10 protein-coding genes are annotated in these 16,689 nt (G+C 62.4%); 1 reads left to right on the top strand and 9 read right to left on the bottom strand.

The genetic code is table 11. The features are described 5' to 3' along the window. From FVQ81_16625 to FVQ81_16595, 7 genes are all read right to left on the bottom strand, one after another. A partial coding sequence (locus FVQ81_16625; GenBank protein ID MBW7998157.1) for a DUF2264 domain-containing protein occupies nucleotides 1-1,860 on the bottom strand: 1,860 nt, incomplete at its 3' end. A 16-nt stretch (nucleotides 1,861-1,876) separates the two neighbouring features. Then, entirely contained in the window at nucleotides 1,877-4,246 is a 2,370-nt protein-coding gene (locus FVQ81_16620) for a DUF4962 domain-containing protein (GenBank protein MBW7998156.1), read from the bottom strand. Then, complete coding sequence (locus FVQ81_16615) at nucleotides 4,243-6,066, bottom strand: hypothetical protein (GenBank protein ID MBW7998155.1); 1,824 nt, start codon at nucleotides 6,064-6,066, stop codon at nucleotides 4,243-4,245. Before FVQ81_16615 ends, FVQ81_16620 begins: the two co-directional genes overlap by 4 nt. 89 nt (nucleotides 6,067-6,155) lie before the next feature. Continuing rightward, entirely contained in the window at nucleotides 6,156-7,250 is a 1,095-nt protein-coding gene (locus FVQ81_16610) for an amidohydrolase (protein MBW7998154.1), read from the bottom strand. 211 nt (nucleotides 7,251-7,461) lie between these two features. Beyond that, nucleotides 7,462-8,772, bottom strand: coding sequence for a hypothetical protein (locus FVQ81_16605; protein ID MBW7998153.1), 1,311 nt, complete (start codon nucleotides 8,770-8,772; stop codon nucleotides 7,462-7,464). Beyond that, nucleotides 8,765-10,936 (bottom strand): hypothetical protein, encoded by a 2,172-nt coding sequence (locus FVQ81_16600; protein ID MBW7998152.1) that lies wholly within the window; start codon nucleotides 10,934-10,936, stop codon nucleotides 8,765-8,767. Before FVQ81_16600 ends, FVQ81_16605 begins: the two co-directional genes overlap by 8 nt. 24 nt (nucleotides 10,937-10,960) lie before the next feature. Continuing rightward, on the bottom strand, nucleotides 10,961-11,461 hold the full coding sequence (locus FVQ81_16595) for a hypothetical protein (protein MBW7998151.1): 501 nt from the start codon (nucleotides 11,459-11,461) through the stop codon (nucleotides 10,961-10,963). 188 nt (nucleotides 11,462-11,649) lie between these two features. On the opposite strand from FVQ81_16595, the gene FVQ81_16590 reads away from it, so the two are divergent. Then, nucleotides 11,650-14,229 carry a hypothetical protein gene (locus FVQ81_16590; protein MBW7998150.1) on the top strand — a complete coding sequence of 860 codons (2,580 nt, stop codon included), beginning with the start codon at nucleotides 11,650-11,652 and terminating at the stop codon, nucleotides 14,227-14,229. A gap of 16 nt (nucleotides 14,230-14,245) precedes the next feature. On the opposite strand, the gene FVQ81_16585 is transcribed toward FVQ81_16590, so the two are convergent. Both FVQ81_16585 and FVQ81_16580 read right to left on the bottom strand, forming a co-directional pair. Beyond that, on the bottom strand, nucleotides 14,246-15,724 hold the full coding sequence (locus FVQ81_16585; protein ID MBW7998149.1) for a fucose isomerase: 1,479 nt from the start codon (nucleotides 15,722-15,724) through the stop codon (nucleotides 14,246-14,248). A 25-nt stretch (nucleotides 15,725-15,749) separates the two neighbouring features. After that, a partial coding sequence (locus FVQ81_16580) for a ribulokinase (protein MBW7998148.1) occupies nucleotides 15,750-16,689 on the bottom strand: 940 nt, incomplete at its 5' end.

Here is a 16,689-nt window from a genome sequence, read left to right as displayed (position 1 = left end):
GTGCGTGTGCCGCCACCCCTCGCGCGGTTCGAGCACTCTCCAGTCGAGCTTACCGGGCGGAGAACTGACAACTTTCATCAGCGTATTGTAGGGACCGCCCACCAGGGCCAGACTGCCCTCGCCCCTGGCCGAGCGGGCGTCCTGGCCGTGGGGCACGCTGATTCCGTACCCGCCCAGATACAGCCAGGCCGGTTTGGCGCTGGTGTGCCAGAACACGTGGACCTCACCGCTGTTGCCCACCAGCGTATGGGTGATTATCTCCCCGAAATCGTACATCACGGTATCGTCTTCCTCCGGACTCGGGAGGGGGATTGTCTCGCGGCTGATCAAGTGATGGGTATCCACCTGAATCGCCTCAGGGCGTTCGCGGAAATGCCAGCGGATACCGTCAAAACTGATCCCGTTGCGGCCGGCGCCAAGATCCTCGCCGCCCGCGCCGGTGACACACCAGCCGAGGTAGCTGGAATAGGCGAGCTGACAGTACTTTTCACCGCGCTGCCACTGACCCCAGTGGGCGAACGGCTGGCCGACTGGATACATCCGCGCCTCACCGTCGGCAGGACTCACATTGACAGTCATCTGCGCGCCCGGCAGGGCCTTGCGGCCGCCCGCGCCGTCGGCCGGGATCGGCTGCTCGGGATCGTTCCAGAACGGGTCGTCGGCAGGGATAATCAGGCTGATCATCCCCTGCAATGCCCAGTAGGGCGATCCGCGGTCGATATACGGCTCGGCGATCGCGGTGTTGGGACCCCAGAAACCCGGCTCCAGCAGGCCGCGCTCACTGAGGCAGCCGTGCTCCCAGAAATATTTGAGATTCCCGGAAGCGATCCGCCGGGCCTGGCCGGGCGGCAATGTGCTGACCCCGTTCCACACGGTCCAGCCGACCGGGGCCACCGCGGCGAAACGGTAGGTGGTGGAGCGCCCCCAGGCGATATGGCCCCCGTCGCGCCCGAAAAAGTAGGGATAGCTTTCCAGGAACCTGGCGGTTGAAGTCTCGACCATCTTGCCGAACTGCTTCTTCCAGCCGGGATCGAACCTGGTCAGCGCATGGTTGTAGACCTGGAACGCCCAGAAGTTGTAGAGGTCGAAGCTGCGGTTGCCCCCGTCGATAAACCAGCCGTCTCCGCGATACCAGTGCATCAGCCGCTCGAACATCGAGGTCAGGAACTCGCGGTTGGACGCCACTCCGTATCTGTCAAGCAGGGGAACGGAAATCTGGTGGAAATGCCAGTGGTTACAGTCGTAGGCAAGCGTGTGGGCCAGGTCCTTGAAATAAAGCAGGACATTTTTCCTGGTTTTCTCATCCAGCGGCTCCCAGAAAAATTCCGGGCTGAGCTGAATCCCCATCGCCAGGTTGGTGCCGAATACGTCGTAGGTGGGATGGTCTCCCCAGTAGTGGGGACCGGCCGGGTCGGTACCGCGGCGCACCTCGCGAAGGTACGGCTCGGTGATCGAACCGTCGTAGCCCGGCACCCGGTCGCTGCCGGTGGCCGCCGTATAGACCGCCACCAGGAACAGGCTGCGGTCGAACGCCTCCTTGCTCCCGCCGACATCGAAGAGCTGAGCGAAATGGCCGGTCTCCCCGGGATCACCCACCAACTCGGGCATCCCGCTCTCGTCGCTGAAATAGGGCAGAATCCCGCTGATAATTTTCTGGGCGATCTCGATCCAGTGCTCGCGCGTATAGCCGGTGTACGGGCTGAGCCGCATGTTTTCCGGTGTTTTCAACTCGGCATTCGGGTTTACCATGCTCTCTCCGGCGACAGTCATTCCGGTTGCCGCCAGCAGAATCATCGCCGTCAGCATTGCGCGGACGGCTCGTCCTATCCCAGTCATTTCCCTCTCTCTCCCCGGCCCCATGCTCAAGCCCGGGCCGTCAATTGATATTCAGTTCCACTGTCCTTGCACGAAGGTCCCAGTCCAGGCTGACAGAACCGCCGTCGGCCCGCCAGCTTACCGCTGCTTTCAGGTTATCGCCCTCGCTGTCCAGGCTGGATTCAAGCCCTTCGAGCGCAGCGCCGTCGGCGGCCCGGGCATGCAGGAGATTGATCAGCACAACCCGGTCGCCGTCAAAGGACGGGACGAGCGAGATGCGCTTCGTGGTCTCGACTTCGGCGTCCGGCTCCATGATTTCCCAGTCCTCGACACTGATCTCGGCCGCTTTCGCATCCGGCGAAATTGCGTACAACTCCAGCGCGCCGGTTCCGTTGACAATCGTTACCATACCGGCATCGCGGTCCAAACCCACAGTGGCCGATGTCTCAGCATGCAGCAGCCAGCGGGCCGAGCGCTCCGAGCTGGCCCGCGGACTGTAGGCGGCCATCCTGATCAGGCGGCAGTTGCGGGGCATGTCCCGTCCGACAAACGCGATCCTGCTGCCGGTTTTCAACTCGGCCGGCGGAGTGATGATGTAATGGTTGTCCGAATCGCGGTTGGTGGATTGCCATTCGTGGACGAGCCTGCCGTCCACCTCGACCCGGTACGTGCCCTCGCCGGGGAAATTATCCAGGTAGTTGACCGCGATCCTGTATTCGCCGGGAGTACCGGTGAACTTTACCGAGGCCTCCCCCTGCTCGCCGACCACGTAGCCGCCCCAGCCGAATTCCAGGCCTCCCGAGAGTTCCATGATCCGCGACGGATAGCTGTGGAGAGCGCCGTCGGCCCCGAGACTGAACTCATCGGCCACCAGCAGGACGCCCGGTTCCAGATAGAGGTAATGGCGCTCGTAGCCGTCCAGGTTCAGCGCACGGTGGTAGGCGCGGTCCATGTCGGCCACCACGTAGGCGTACCCGTCGCCGGTGGCGCTGTGGACGATATGCGGATAGTGGCGGAACTGGACGCACTCGGCTACGCCCATCCAGGGCACGTCCTCGCCCAGTTGCCCCTGTTCCTTGAACAACATCGTATTGTGGTTGGCGGTGCGCTTGAAAGTCGTGTAGCCCGGATCGACAGCCAGTTGCGCCCCGTGGGAGAAAATCTGGAAGCTCCCCGCATCCGGTTCCTGGTGGTTGGTGCCCCAGTCCCACTTGGCCTGCGGCGAGAGGGTCCGGCCCATGAACGGTCCCGCCTTGAGTCCCACCAGTGTTGCATCGGGGTCGAGCCAGGACGAGCGCATCATCACCTGATCGTTCTCGGTGAAATGCTGGAAAGTCGCGAAATCCGAGGGGCCTGCCGGCGGGATTGCGTCGGCGTAGAACAGCAGCGCCCACCAGCTCGCCGAGCCGAGCCCTTCGTCTTCGAGCTCGATCAGGTGACGGCCGAGCCATTGGGCCACAGGGTCCTTGTAGTTTGTCGCGCTCCAGAACAGCTGCGCTTCGGGGCCGTGCCAGTTCACGTGACGGGGCGCGTCACCGAAGGTCATCGCCCACTCGGTCGGCTCCTGGACCGGCAGCATCGAATGCAGCACCCACCGCGGGAAATTCTTCAGCCCCTCGGTATCGGTGTAGTCGCGGTCGAGCATGGTCCGGGCCAGCGCCACGTAGCGGATGATGAACTCGAAATCGTAGGCCCCGTAACTGATCCCCTCCAGCGAAGTCCCGTCGGGGGGCAGGGTTTCGAGCACGATATCCATGAACTCTTCGCAGATCCTCAGCCAGTCCGGCGCGCGTTCATCCTCGCCGTAGAGCGCGGCGGCGGCGTAAGCCAGTCCGCAGAAATTTGAAATCCCGTGGTTTTGGAAATACTGGTTGCGGTACCAGACCCGCCCGGTAGTCATCCGCTGATACTCGCTCTCCGCTTCCTGCCTGAGCCGGTCGGAGACAGTTTTTCGCTCCTGCTCGCTGAGCCTGGGATAAAGCCAGTCGTAGGCCAGGGCGATTCCCTGCAGCAGGTGACCGTGGATCAGGTCGTTTTCCGGCGGCCAGGGGTCGCTGTGGGCCAGGGCCAGCAGATGGTCGCGGGCGGCCTCGAAATGCTCGCGGTTGCCGGTCATCTTCCAGATAAACGCCAGCTCCTGCGCGCTGTTGGCCACACCCCGGTCGAGCCGCTCGGTCTTACCACTGGCAGCGCTCTCCAGCCGGGAAGGGATATCCTGCCGGTATCTCGTCCAGAGCCACTCATGGCTGGAGGACAGCTTGCCCTGCAGATTTTCGGCGACTTCCGGACTCAGGATCAGCCGTGGATGGGCCGCCGCGAGCGACTCGTCCCGGCTGGTGTACATCTGCCCGCCCTGAGGCGGACCGCTCTGGCAGGCCAGCAGACCCGCGATCAGGAATACGAATACGATTCCGACGTTCCGTGTTGTCATTCGGCACCTCCGTCACCGGGGTTACTTTCATGATCCTCGGGATGTATAGTCCTGATCCTCGGCGGCAACCGGGCGGCGAACCGCTCGGCCAGCAGCAGAATAACTCCGGCCATGCCGATTGCCCCGCCGATCAGCAGGTTGATCATCCTGTCCGGGAAACTCAACTCCAGGAACGCCAGGCTGGCCGCTCCCGCGCCCATGATCAGCGCGGTCCAGCCGGTGATCCTGAAGCTGCCGGTGTCGGTGGCACGGGTATCGCCGATTTCGCCGGGGCTGACCGGCGTGCGCATCTTGGCGTAAAACCTGGCCAGCTTGAGCGCATAGTCGCCCGACGGGGAGATAAACAAGCCGGGCAGCACATACACCGCCAGGCTGATCCCGCCCACCGTGAACACCTGATCGGTAAATGACATCTGGAAATGAAAATCAGCAAACAGCAGACTATGGTACTTTTCAAACAGCAGCATTCCCACACCGGCCATGATTCCGCTCAGGTAGGATGCAATTCCCGCCCAGGGCGGCGTACGATGGTAGAACAGGCCCATCACGATCGGGATGCCGGACGGCAGGATCACCACGGCCGAATAGGTCATCATCAGCTCGAACACGCTGCCGTCGCCGCCGGCCTGCACCAGCGCGGCGGTGATAACCAGGCCGCCGAAGACCAAGGTAACCAGCCTGCCGATCAGCAGCAGGGTTTTACCCGAGGCCTCTTTCCAGAAAACCTGCTTGATAATGTCGTTGGTGATAACCGCGGAGAAAGCGTTGAACGTGCTGCTCAGCGAACTCATCGTCGCCGAGAGCATCGCGGCCAGCATCACCCCGATAGCGCCGTGTGGCAGGATATGCAGGCAGTAGGCCACGTAGGCGGCCTCCTCGGGAGCATTCAGTCCCAGGCTGATCGATTCCAGGTCCAGCCCGCTGACCCTGGCGAACAGCGGTGGCAGGAACCAGAGGATCGGAGCCAGGAAAAGCAGCACCATCGTCAGGATAGCCACCTTGCGGGCCTCACGCTCGTTTTTGACCGAGAAATAGCGCTGGCTCAACGAGCCGCTGTTCATCGCCATCAGCATCATCACCCCGAACGCCAGGATATACCACCAGTCGAACTCGGCGGTGTTCACATTCCAGAAACCCTCGGGGACGTCGGTAACCAGCCTCGACAGCCCGCCCACGTCCCTGAAACCCAGGACCATCACTACCAGCGCGGTGGGAAAGAGGACGATGAACTGCAGGGTGTCGGTGACCACCACGGCCCAGAGTCCGCCGATCAGGCAGTAGAGCGCGATCACCAGCCCGCAGACCAGCACGGTCAGCCGAAGGTCGGTGCCGAGGGCCACGGAGATGAACGTTCCCAGCGCCAGCAACTGGATTCCGCCCTGGATCAGCTGGGCCGGCATCATCGTCCAGCTGTAGGTCTGATTGGTGGCGAGGCTGTAGCGTTCGGTGAGGTAGGAAAGAATGGTCGTCGACCGCGTGCGCCTCCAGAGCGAGGCCAGGAACCAGACGCCGAAAATCATGCCGGCGGCGGTGCTGAAATACATGGCGAACGCAGCGCCCGGCGCCCGGTAAGCCAGACCGGCCGCACCGGTAAAGGTCCAGACGCTGAAGCTGGTCATGAACATGCTGAACCCGGCCAGCCACCACGGCATCTTGTTGCCGCTGCGGAAAAAATCCGCGGCGTCGCGGTTGAAATAACTCAGCACCATCCCCACCAGAATCATCAGCAGGAGATAGGCACCGATAACCGCCAGGTCTACTCTGGACGCAAGGGCCATATGGGCCGAGAGGGCTGAATTATGGGCGGGTAGCGACGGCAACACCGTAGATGCTAAACAACTTTTCGATTTCGGTCAGCCCAACCCGGAACAGCCGGGCAGGATCTATGAGCGGGGCAGAGCCGGAACCACTACGCTCCCTTGAACATACCGAATACTTTCAGGGCGTTTTTGTTGTAGATCTTCTCCAGCACATCGTCCGGCAGGTAAACCCCGTAGATCATCCAGCGGCCCTGGAGGTGATGGCCTCCGGTCGGGTCGAAATATTCGTCATCCGTTTCCAGGAACCGGTAATATATCCGGTAGGCTTCAGCATTCGGCGGCGTGTCGGTGCCGAACATCACCCGGTCCTGGTAGCGGAGGAAAAACTTGCGCGCGGTGCGGGGCTGACGGCCCAGTTCGCTGATCCGTGCGTCAATATCCACGTAGAAGTTGGGATAGAGATCGAGCCAGTTGGCCACCTGATGAATCTCTTCGGGAAGGTTGCCGAAATGCGCACCGATAAAAATCGTGTTGGGATGGCGGGCGAACACGCGGTTGCGCGCGGCCAGGATTTCTTCCTTCGACGGGAACTGGTCACCGTAAAAAGACCAGCGGGGGTGCGCGCCCAGTTCGTCGTAGCGCTCGTTACGCTCATCCAGCGGGGTGAAAAAAGCCTTGGGGTCCGAAACATGGATCATCACCGGAATCCCCAGCTCGCTGCACTTGGCCCAGATCGGATCGATCCGCCGGTCGTCGACCTTGATCAAAGCACCAGTGCTGTCCTTGTGAGTCAGGCCCAGATTCTTCGCAATCTTGAGTCCACGGCAGCCCATCTTAACAGCCTGTTCCAGCCGGGCGGCTTCCTTCTGACCCCACCCAGGCTCATCGATCCTGTCGAAATCAGGTCTGAAAAAAACGAGTAACCGCTCGGGGCTGACTTTCTTGACCGCCTCCAGATGCTTCTTGTAAAAATCGCCCGCGCTCCGGCCATCCAGACTGACCACTTTCCACACCCCGGCCTCGTCCATCTGCTCCAGATAATGCTGCATGTTCGCCAGGCGGCCGAGATGGTTGTGGACATCGATTACAGGGTACTTGGGCTTCAGCACCTCGGTCTCCTTCACCACCATCATCGATTGCGGACGCCAGTCCAGCAGGCGGAGATCGCCGGTTTGAGCTGAGGAAAGGGCCGGAAGCATGAAAACAGCAAGCAGGACGAACAAGAACTTACGGGCTGTACACATTTAAAATCTCCCTGGATGTAGGGTACTTAATCCCTGTACCGTCAATTTCTGCCCGATTCTGCCCGATACGGCAGAACAATCGTCAAGTAGTTAATTTTACTGGTCAATCCATTGTTGTGCAACTATTTCGTTCTATCGGAAAGTTATCAAACCCGGCAAATCCGGCGGCTACAACCGACTCCGGAATAAAAATACTCATAACTGCCTGTAACTAATGCAGTTCCACCAGGTAGTGCAGAATTCGCCCGGCCAGCAGTTGATGGGCCTCGGGACTGAAGTGGATCAGGTCGACAGCAAACATCCGGCCGGGGTCGCGTCCGGCGAACAGTTCGGCCAGCTTGAGCCAGCCGGTTTCCTGCTCATCGCGCACTCTTTTCTGCCCGTCATTCATCCGGCGCAAGACGGCCGCTGAGTGGTCGCCGAACTCGCGCGCCGGGATAGCGGGGTAGCTCATCAGCACCGGACGGCAGCCGATCGCTTTGAGCCGGGATACTATCTCGCCGATATTTTCCCGGTACTGCTCCGGCGATACGGTCGGACGGTCGCCGCCCCAGTGGGCGCAGTCGTTGCCGCCGAAGAGGACGAAACAGATGTCCGGTTTTCTGACCAGCACGTCTGTTTCGATCCGCTCAAGGCCCTCGCCGCTGTCATCTCCGCCGATACCTGCGTTGAAAATCGTGACCGCTGGATTAATCCTGAGGAATACTTCCTCGATAAGTTTCGGGTAATGGGCCGGTGAGCTCCAGTGGTTGTTGTCGGTCTGGGAGTCGCCGAAAAAACCGACCGTCATCGGCGCCAGCTTCCCGAGCGTGTCCTCGATTTCCAGATACCCGGAGCTTGTCATCAGGCGGTCGGCCAGGAGTGCGGCATCGTGCTTGCGGCCGAATTTTCCACCCAGATCATCCAGATCGAGCATAGTGGAGTAAAACTGGTACGCCTCGCTCGAGGCATCATCGGCACTGCCCCCGGCCGCCGCCTCGGCGATCTTTTTGTTCGTGGCGCTGTCGGCCCGGCTCAGACCCAGGTCAGCTAGCGTTATGGGTAAGCCGGCGGCGGGCAGCAATTCGGTTATCCCGAGGCGTAGGCGGAGTTTGCGACGGCCTTCGAGGTTCAGCAGGAACGCCCCGCCGTACCCGTCGAGCAGCGGCTTGGCTTCCTCTTTGACCGCGCGGCTTGCCCGCAGCGCGGCGACCATCCTGGCGGCCGGGTCATCACCGGGCGGGTTCTGCAGGCCGGAGGTTTCCTGGACTACGAGACCCACCTTGCCGCCCCCTCCGCCATCGACAAATTCCCGGGCCGACTCGGAGTCGAATTTGTCGACTGTTTCGACAAACAGCTGGTCAGCCCTGCCGAGAGCGGCGGGCATGTTTTCGCCTGCTTTGTGGTAATGGCTTTCCAGCCGCACCATCCTGCCGATAGCCTCCGCCAGCTCCACTGCCTGCTCCCGGCCGGCGAATGACGGCAGAGCGATAAAAGACGCCACTGCGGTCAAGATCGAGATTGCAGCCGGCATTCTAATCAAAATTCACCTCCCCGAGGCTGCCTGCTTCGATTATCACGTCCCGGGACCTAGCGGTTCCCTCGAGCGTAACCGCGTACACTCCCGGCAGAAGGTTGTCGAAAGCGTAGTTGCCGTGACGGTCAGTTCGAGCAGACCGGCTGCCGGCCCCGCTCAAGCGGACAGCCTGGCCGCCCGACGGGTATCCATCGCTGGCAACGGTACCGCAAATGGAGTAGGTAATGCCCTCGCCGATCAGGCTGTACCGCCCTCCGGCGCCGCGCTCAAAAGCCACCTGGTAGCGGCCGCCCTCCAGGGCGACTGCCGTCCGCTCACCGCCGCTTTCCAGTAATTCCGCACCCGTACCCGGATTGTCACCGGCCAGGTTAAGTACGGTCAGGAACTCGGTCAGCCGCTCGCCGTCCCTGGCCACTGTCAGCCGCCAGGCGGTGCCGTACTGGGTATTATACTGTTCCGGTCCTGTCCAGTCATTGCCGCCATAGGTGAACGTGCCGCCCGGTCCCCCGCCCACGCTCAAATCGGCCTGAGGCGGCAGCAGGCTCCAGACAGTCAGCGGGTTGCCGGCGGAAGGCTCGGTTCGGGCGGTATTGCCATCCATAACCAGTTTTTCCGGGGTATGCAGGTAGAGTGTTTTGGCAAAGTGCGGCCGTCCGCTTTCGATCATATCGCGGATCACCAGCCAGTCCGGCTTGACAAACACCATCTGCCTTCTCCACGACAGGACCTTGACCGGGTTATATCCCCCGGCGGCGTCGCCCTCCACGAAATCGTGGCTGGGGTCGGTGAGGAAAGAGATTATCCTGCCGGTGTCGCGAAGTTTACGCTGGGCGCGCCACTCGGCGACCGTGGCCGGCTTGTGGGTCCAGTTCTGGATCAACTGGCCGCCGTCGTTGGCGGGCGAGCGGACCGCCTCCGGCCCCAGGAACACCTCGTTCCGGTCCATAACCGTGATACAGTTGTGGCTGATCGTGCGAATCCGCCAGTTGACATAGTGCTCGTCCACCTCGCCGTTGTACACTCCGGGTTCCACCACCAGGTCGCGGCCGCGCCAGGCGGTGAACGATCCCTGGGCCGCATGCTGGTGGTAGGTATACCACGGCCCGCAGTGGAAATGAACAAAGGTTGCGTCGCGCTCCCAGGAGCTTCGCATCAGCACCAGGCCCACTCCGGGTACGAGGTGCGAGGACGGCAGCTTGTCCGGAGGCACGTTCCGGACCTGGGGGTCCGAGAACAGGATATCCCAGTATGCCGGTGCGTTCAGGGTGTCGGCCCAGGTGTCGATCCACCAGCTTGCCAGCCCCGAATCGAACTCACCCTCCAGAAAAGTCATCAGTTTGCGTTCGTGCGGCATGGGAAACGGCCAGTCGTTATCCTCGTAGCCCACCACGAAACTGCCGTCGGGACCGGTGCCGTAAACCAGGTAGGGAATTTTATCACGCCAGAAAGTGCTGCCCGAGAGGTGATCGCCCAGACCGCAGGAGCGCCAGGCCAGCAGGAGCTCCAGGGCGTAGAGCGAGCCGTGGCGGTCGTAGTCGTATCCCTCGGGCCAGCCGCCGCCCCAGCCGGCTCGTCCGGCCATGTCGTCCAGTTGTTTTCCGTCACCGGTCAGTTCCAGGAATTCGCCCAGTTCGCGGGTCACAAGCCCCTCGTATCCCGCGGCTCCGGGGGCGTCCTCCCAGGCGGCCAGCATCGCCAGGCCCTGGCCCATATTCCGCCCGCGGCACATGTTATGGTATACCGTCGGAATCCGGTAGCGCCGGCCCACCGCGCGGGCGGATTCGATCAGCCCGGCCGCGTACTTTTTACGCTCGGCGTCGCTCAGCCCTCCATAAGCCCAGTCGAAAGCCAGCGCCCGGTCCATCAGCTGCGTGTAACTCGATACGTTGCGCTCCAGCGCGGCGCGCACAACCGCCAGCCCGGAAGTGTCGCCGCTCACCAGGTAGACGAACGCCCGCTCGGACGGGTTCGACGAGGCTCCGGCGCGGGCCAGTGTTTGGCGGAACCGGGGACTGCGGGCACGGCTGCGTACCTGCGCCAGCGACAGCACGTGTTCGGCTCCTTCGACCGATAGATAGAGACGCGGATGGAGAGGCAGTTCGAGCGCGGAAAGCGGCCCGGCCGTGGCCAGGGCCAGAATCGAGACGACAATCACGGTTAAGTATTTCATGCGGCGCAACTCCGTCTTGCAGGTTCAGTATTGTAGCGCGTAATCACCAGTACCATAAACCAAGGCTGTGTTGGAACGGTGCAGGACCAGTTCCCGGTTATCGGCAGGCCCCGGCTCGACAGCCGCCGGCAGCGACCAGATCAACAGTTCCTCTCCATCGGGTATGCCGTCGGTGGTAATCACCCAGCAGCAGCCGGGTTCAAGTCCGCCGAGTTTTGTGGGTTCCGTGCCGTCCAGCCGCCCTCTTGCCAGCGCCGAATTCTCCGCTGCCGCCAGGAATCCGTCCACCAGTTCCCGCTGGCTGGCGAAAACGCTCTCAAGTTTCAGCCGGCTCCAGATAATATTCGGGTCTTCATCGATAACGAGCAGGCCGGTTGCGGCTGACCCTACCCGTTCAAGCAGCCCCGGATCGAAACTGACCGCCAGTTCGCTTTCACCGGGGCCAGTTGGTCCGCAGGCTGAAATCACCAGTGCGGTCGAGCAGATGAGTTGAAATGTTAACTTGCGGGCAGCGTGCGAAACCATCGCCATCTCCGGTAAATTTTCCGCTTTTCTGTGAGGATGAAACAGCAAGATAATCAAATCGGGACTCAAATCAACGGTATAATTGCCACGTTGCGCTTTGCCGTCCACCAAGAGCATTGCGCTGATGCGCATGCTGCCGCTAATTTTCCTCTCGACAAGATGGTATTTTCATCCGGCGGAGAACATCGATGACAAAGCAAGTACCGGAGCTCCAGCCCGAGCCGGACAGCGCTCGACTGGACATGCTGGCCGCTAAATGCCTCGAGGGTCTCAAGGAAGGCAAACCTTTTGCCGACTCGGTTGACCCGGAACAACTTAGCGCCCTTCAGCGGCGCTACAGCAGGTTCGAGGACTTCCACGACCCGCAGGGGTTTCTGGCCGACAGCACCCTAGTTGTCAGCAGGATAACCACTCCCCGGCCGTTTATTCATCTGCTGACCTCGGGCCACGACAACGAACGTGGTATCTGGGGCAGTTTCTGGGACCAGTGCGGCAGCGGGTTCAGCTGCATGGAGTCAGTCCTTTCCGGCCAGATCACTCGCCGGACAGACAATTCCTATGTGCCGACCGCCCCGGGACGCGACGAGCACAGGTTATTCATGCTCCGCGAGGAGACCGGCGGCGAACCCTCGATCTGGCATGCGTTTCCCCAGATGGGCCGGGAGGAGAGTGCGTACGAAGGGTTTGTTTGCGAGCAGGGGACAAGTTCGCTGAAAATCGCGGCCGAACGTAATGAGCTTGCCTCGGAGCTGACCGTGTTCGTGCCGGTGGACGACCCGCTGGAAGTCTGGCGGCTGAGACTGACCAACCGGGGAGAGAACGAGCGCGGAATCAGCCTGTTCGTGGCGGTAAACTGGGGGCTGGATTCCTATCCGGGACATTATTTCGATCCGCGGGTGGTGTGCAAGGGAATCGTGCTGAAAAATCTCAACGCCCTCGTGGCGGTCAACAGCGACAAGAAAAACCGCCACCCGCGCCACGGGTTCCTGGCCGGCAGCCGTCCGTTCGAGCGTTTCGACATGAGCGGCGAGGAATTCCTGGGCGCCGGCGTACAGGCGGATATCCCCGAGGCTGTCCGCGAGGGTGCGTGCCGCAACAGCCTGGGTCAGCAGCCGTTCCGGGGGATAGTCAGCGCCATGCAGTTCGAACTTACCCTCGGCCCCGGCGAGCAAACAGTGATCGACTTTCTCCAGGGGACCACGGCCGAAAACCCCGCCGAGGCGGAACAGCATATCGGCGAACTGGCCGGGAAATACTTTGCAAACCAGGGAGTGGAACTGGAACAACGGCGGGCCAGCGACCGCTGGCGCGAACTGTTCGCCCGGCAGCTCAGCCGGACTCCCGACAGCGAACTGGACCGGTTTTTCAACGTCTGGTTTAAATACCAGGGCCGCAACAGCGTGCGGGTGCCGCTGTCGCTGGACATGGTCGGTTACCGCGACAGCCTGCAGTACATGATGGGAATCACGCCGTTCAACCCGGAGTTCGTGGCCGTCCACCTGCCGAGCGTGCTGCGCCACCAGTATGCAGACGGGACCGCGATGAGACAGTTCGCCAAATACCCCGGCGCTCCCCACGACCTGCGCAATTACCTGGACTGCTGCTCCTGGATCCCCGACACACTGGCGGGATATGTCCAGCAGACCGGCGACCGCGAGTTTTGCTTCCGCGAGGAGGGTTTTTTCGACCGGGAGACGGGACGCGTGGACCATCACAACAAGGCCACGCTCTACGAGCACGCGCGGCGCAGTATCGAGGGACTCTGGAACCATCGCAGCGGGAAGGGCCTGTGCCTGATCGGCCACGGTGACTGGAACGATTCGCTCGACGGTGTGGGCGAGGACGGCCGGGGAGTGAGCGTATGGCTGACCATGGCGCTGGTGTTCGCCGCCCGCAGATTCGCCGGGCTGGCCCGCTGGCTGGGAGAGCAAAGCGACGCTGCCTGGGCGGAGGGGCTGGCCGATGAGGTGACCGGGATTATCAACGACACTTCCTGGGACGGCCGGCACTACATCTACGCGTTCATGGGCGACGGGACTCCGGTGGGAGCCGGTTCCTGCGCGGAAGGCAAGATCCACCTCAATGTCAACGCCTGGTCGCTGTTCAACGGAGTCGCGGCCAAAGCCGGCCGAGTGGAGCAGGTGCTGGCCGCGCTGGAGGAGCTCGACACCCCGTTCGGCAAGGTGCTTATCTCGCCGCCCTACACCGCGGCCAGCCGCCAGGTGGGCAGAATCGCCGACATTATCCCCGGCCTGTTTGAAAACGGCTCGATCTATACCCACGGCCAGAGTTTCTTCTGCTACGGCCTGGCCTGCCGGGGGATGGGTACGCTCGCGTGGCGGGAACTCAGAAAAGTGCTGCCGTCGGCCACTATCCCGGATATCGCCAGCGGGCCGCCGAGCCAGGTATCCAATTTCACGGTCGGACCGGCGCACGATCAATACGGCAGGAACTTCTACAGCAATTTCACCGGTTCGGTAAGCTGGCTGCGGCGCACGGTGGAACGGATGCTGGGGCTGATGGCCGATTACGACAGCCTGGGCGTGGACCCGGTCGTTCCCGCCGGGTGGAAAGAGTACGGAGCTGTCAGAGAATTCCGCGGCTGCCGGGTCAATGCGCTGGTGGAGAACCCCGACGGCGTGGAGCGCGGAGTGGGGCGGGCCACGCTCGATGGCGAGGAGCTGCCCGTGACGGACGGGCGAACCGGAATACAGGTGGAGCAGCTGGCGGGCAAGCAGACAGCCGAATTGCGCGTGATAATGGGCTGAACGTATTTTCTGTCCGTTACCAGTACGGGCTTTCGCCGGGGTAGAGCGTAGCGGAAGGCAGGTTGAACGAGATATCATCGACACCCAGTAGTTTCAGGGCCGCGCTGACCGTATGACCCGCCCTGTCGAACGCAACCGCCGTATGGTGCGGGAACGCCTTCTCCAGCAGGACGTGCCTGTAAAAGCGCGCCATCTGCGGAATCGCGATCACCCCTGTCCCGCCGAACGTCCGCGGATCGATATCCAGCACCTCGCCCTCGGCGGCGTAGGCGGCCATGCCAGCCCCTGGAGTGGCCTGTACGCGCATGATCGTGATCTCACCGGGCGCGATCTGTCCCTCCAGGGTCCCCCTCGTGATATCCGGCTCGCTGTCGGGCTCCATCAAGCGGTGCATGATCAACTGGTAGCCTATCCCGCTGGTTTTCAGACAGGACTTGGGGGTGTTGCCGCAGTGGAACCCCATGAACAGGTCCCCATGACTGTAGCTTCCTGCGGCGGCTCCGGCCTGCCGGAACATGTCGCGGGGAACCGTGCTGTTGATATCCAGCAGAGTGGTTGGCTTGACCGTGGCCGCGGTGGCCAGGTACTGGCTGACCGCACCGTAGATATCCGCCTCGCAGGCCACCGGTATGCCCCGGGCGGACAACCGACTGTTGACATAGCAGGGCACGCAGCCGAAGTATTTCTCGAACGCGGGCCAGCATTTATCCGCCAGGGCCACGTAGCTGGATGCGCCCGTGTAATCCTTGCAGTAATCGGTCAGGGCCAGCTCCAGCCGGGCCATACGGTCGAGCAGCCTGGGATCGATATTTTCGCCGAGTTCAGCCTGCATGTCCTGCTCGGTCTCTTTGAGCATCGGGTGGGCTTCCGCCATGCAGAACACGTCGTAAAGGTCCAGCTCACTGTTCTCCATCACCTCCACTCCCAGCTCGTACAACGGCTCCAGCGGGGCGTGGCAGGTATAGAAATCCTGCGGCCGGGGACCGAACGAGATCACTTTAAGTCCGCGCACGCCGGCCACCACACGGGCTACCGGGATAAACCGCTCCACCATCCCGGCCACCTCCTCTGGTTCTCCGACCGGGAACTCCGGCAGGTAAACTTTCACCTTGCGCAGGGCGAGATTGTAGCGGGTACTGAGCAGTCCGCAGTAGGCGTCACCCCGGCCCTGGATCAGCTTGTCCGCCGATTCCTCGGCGGCTGCAGCCACCATCACCGGACCCTCGAACCGCTGGGCCAGCAGCGAGACCGGCCCCTCCGGGCCGAAATTGCCGAGATAGACCGCCAGCGCGTTGAGACCCTTGTCTTCCAGCTCTTTAAGCGCCGAGAGCGAATCCTCTTCCGATTCCACCATGGTATCGCACAGGGTGACATCGAGACCGAGCTTGCCGCATTCCTCGCTCACCCGGCCTGCCCGCTCCAGCGACAGCGCCCTGGGGAAACAGTCGCGGCTGGCGGCCACCAGTCCCAGCTTGATCCGTGGAACGTTATCCATTTATCCTCCATCGGTCTGCGTCGACTCAACTTTCCGTCCGTCCGGTTTCGCTTTCGACATAATCTCCCAGCCGAAGATAGCGCTGGTAGAGGCGGTTGTAGATTTCCACGTATTGGCCGCGGGGAGCGTACTCGGCGCTGAACCCGGCGCTCATGGCACTTTGAGCTGCCAGTACGTCACCATACAACCCGGCCGCGGTGGCTCCGAACATCGCCGCGCCCAGGGCGCAGGCCTGTTCGCTGGCGGCGATACTGATCCGGCGGTCCATTACGTCGGCGACAGTCTGCATCACGTAGGGTGACTGGGTGGCCACTCCGCCCAGGGCGATTACCTGCCGGATCGGCACACCCTCCTGCTCGAACCGCTCGGCGATCCTGCGTGCCCCGTAGGCGGTGGATTCAACCAGCGCACGGAACAGCCGCGGCGGGTCGCTGCCCAGACTCAGCCCGGCGACAGCCCCGGTCAGCCGCTGGTCGGCATCCGGAGTGCGGCGGCCGTTGAGCCAGTCGAGCGCCAGCACGGTGGTGTCATCGGGAGCCAGCAGAGCCGCCTGCTCGGTGAGCGAAGCGTAAACTTTCGACCTGATCCGCGCCGCGATATCCCCGGCCTGCCCGGCGGAGACTCCCTCGATAGCGGGCAGGATTTGCTCCAGCGGCCAGCAGAGGATACCGCGCAGCCAGGCGTAAACGTCGCCGAACGCGCTCTGGCCCGCTTCCATTCCCACCATCCCCGGAATCACCGAGCCATCCACCTGCCCGCAGATACCTCGCACCGCCTTATCGCCCACATCGGCGGCCGGCGCCACCAGCATGTCGCAGGTGGAGGTGCCGATCACCTTGGTCAGCGCATAGGGTACGATCCCCGCGCCGACAGCGCCCAGATGGGCGTCGAACGCACCGACCGCCACGGGAATCCCAGCCGGCAGGCCCAGTTTTTCCGCCCACTGCCGGCAGAGCGTTCCGGCG

Source organism: Candidatus Glassbacteria bacterium, assembly GCA_019456185.1.
Taxonomy (GTDB): Bacteria; Gemmatimonadota; Glassbacteria; order GWA2-58-10; family GWA2-58-10; genus JAJRTS01.
This window is presented reverse-complemented; position numbering and strand designations above follow the sequence as displayed.

Coding starts and splice junctions, on each gene's coding strand:
- FVQ81_16595 (MBW7998151.1), bottom strand. CDS start 11,461: ATGGTTTCGCACGCTGCCCGCAAGTTAACATTTCAACTCATCTGCTCG.
- FVQ81_16620 (MBW7998156.1), bottom strand. CDS start 4,246: ATGACAACACGGAACGTCGGAATCGTATTCGTATTCCTGATCGCGGGT.
- FVQ81_16585 (MBW7998149.1), bottom strand. CDS start 15,724: ATGGATAACGTTCCACGGATCAAGCTGGGACTGGTGGCCGCCAGCCGC.
- FVQ81_16610 (MBW7998154.1), bottom strand. CDS start 7,250: ATGTGTACAGCCCGTAAGTTCTTGTTCGTCCTGCTTGCTGTTTTCATG.
- FVQ81_16590 (MBW7998150.1), top strand. CDS start 11,650: ATGACAAAGCAAGTACCGGAGCTCCAGCCCGAGCCGGACAGCGCTCGA.
- FVQ81_16600 (MBW7998152.1), bottom strand. CDS start 10,936: ATGAAATACTTAACCGTGATTGTCGTCTCGATTCTGGCCCTGGCCACG.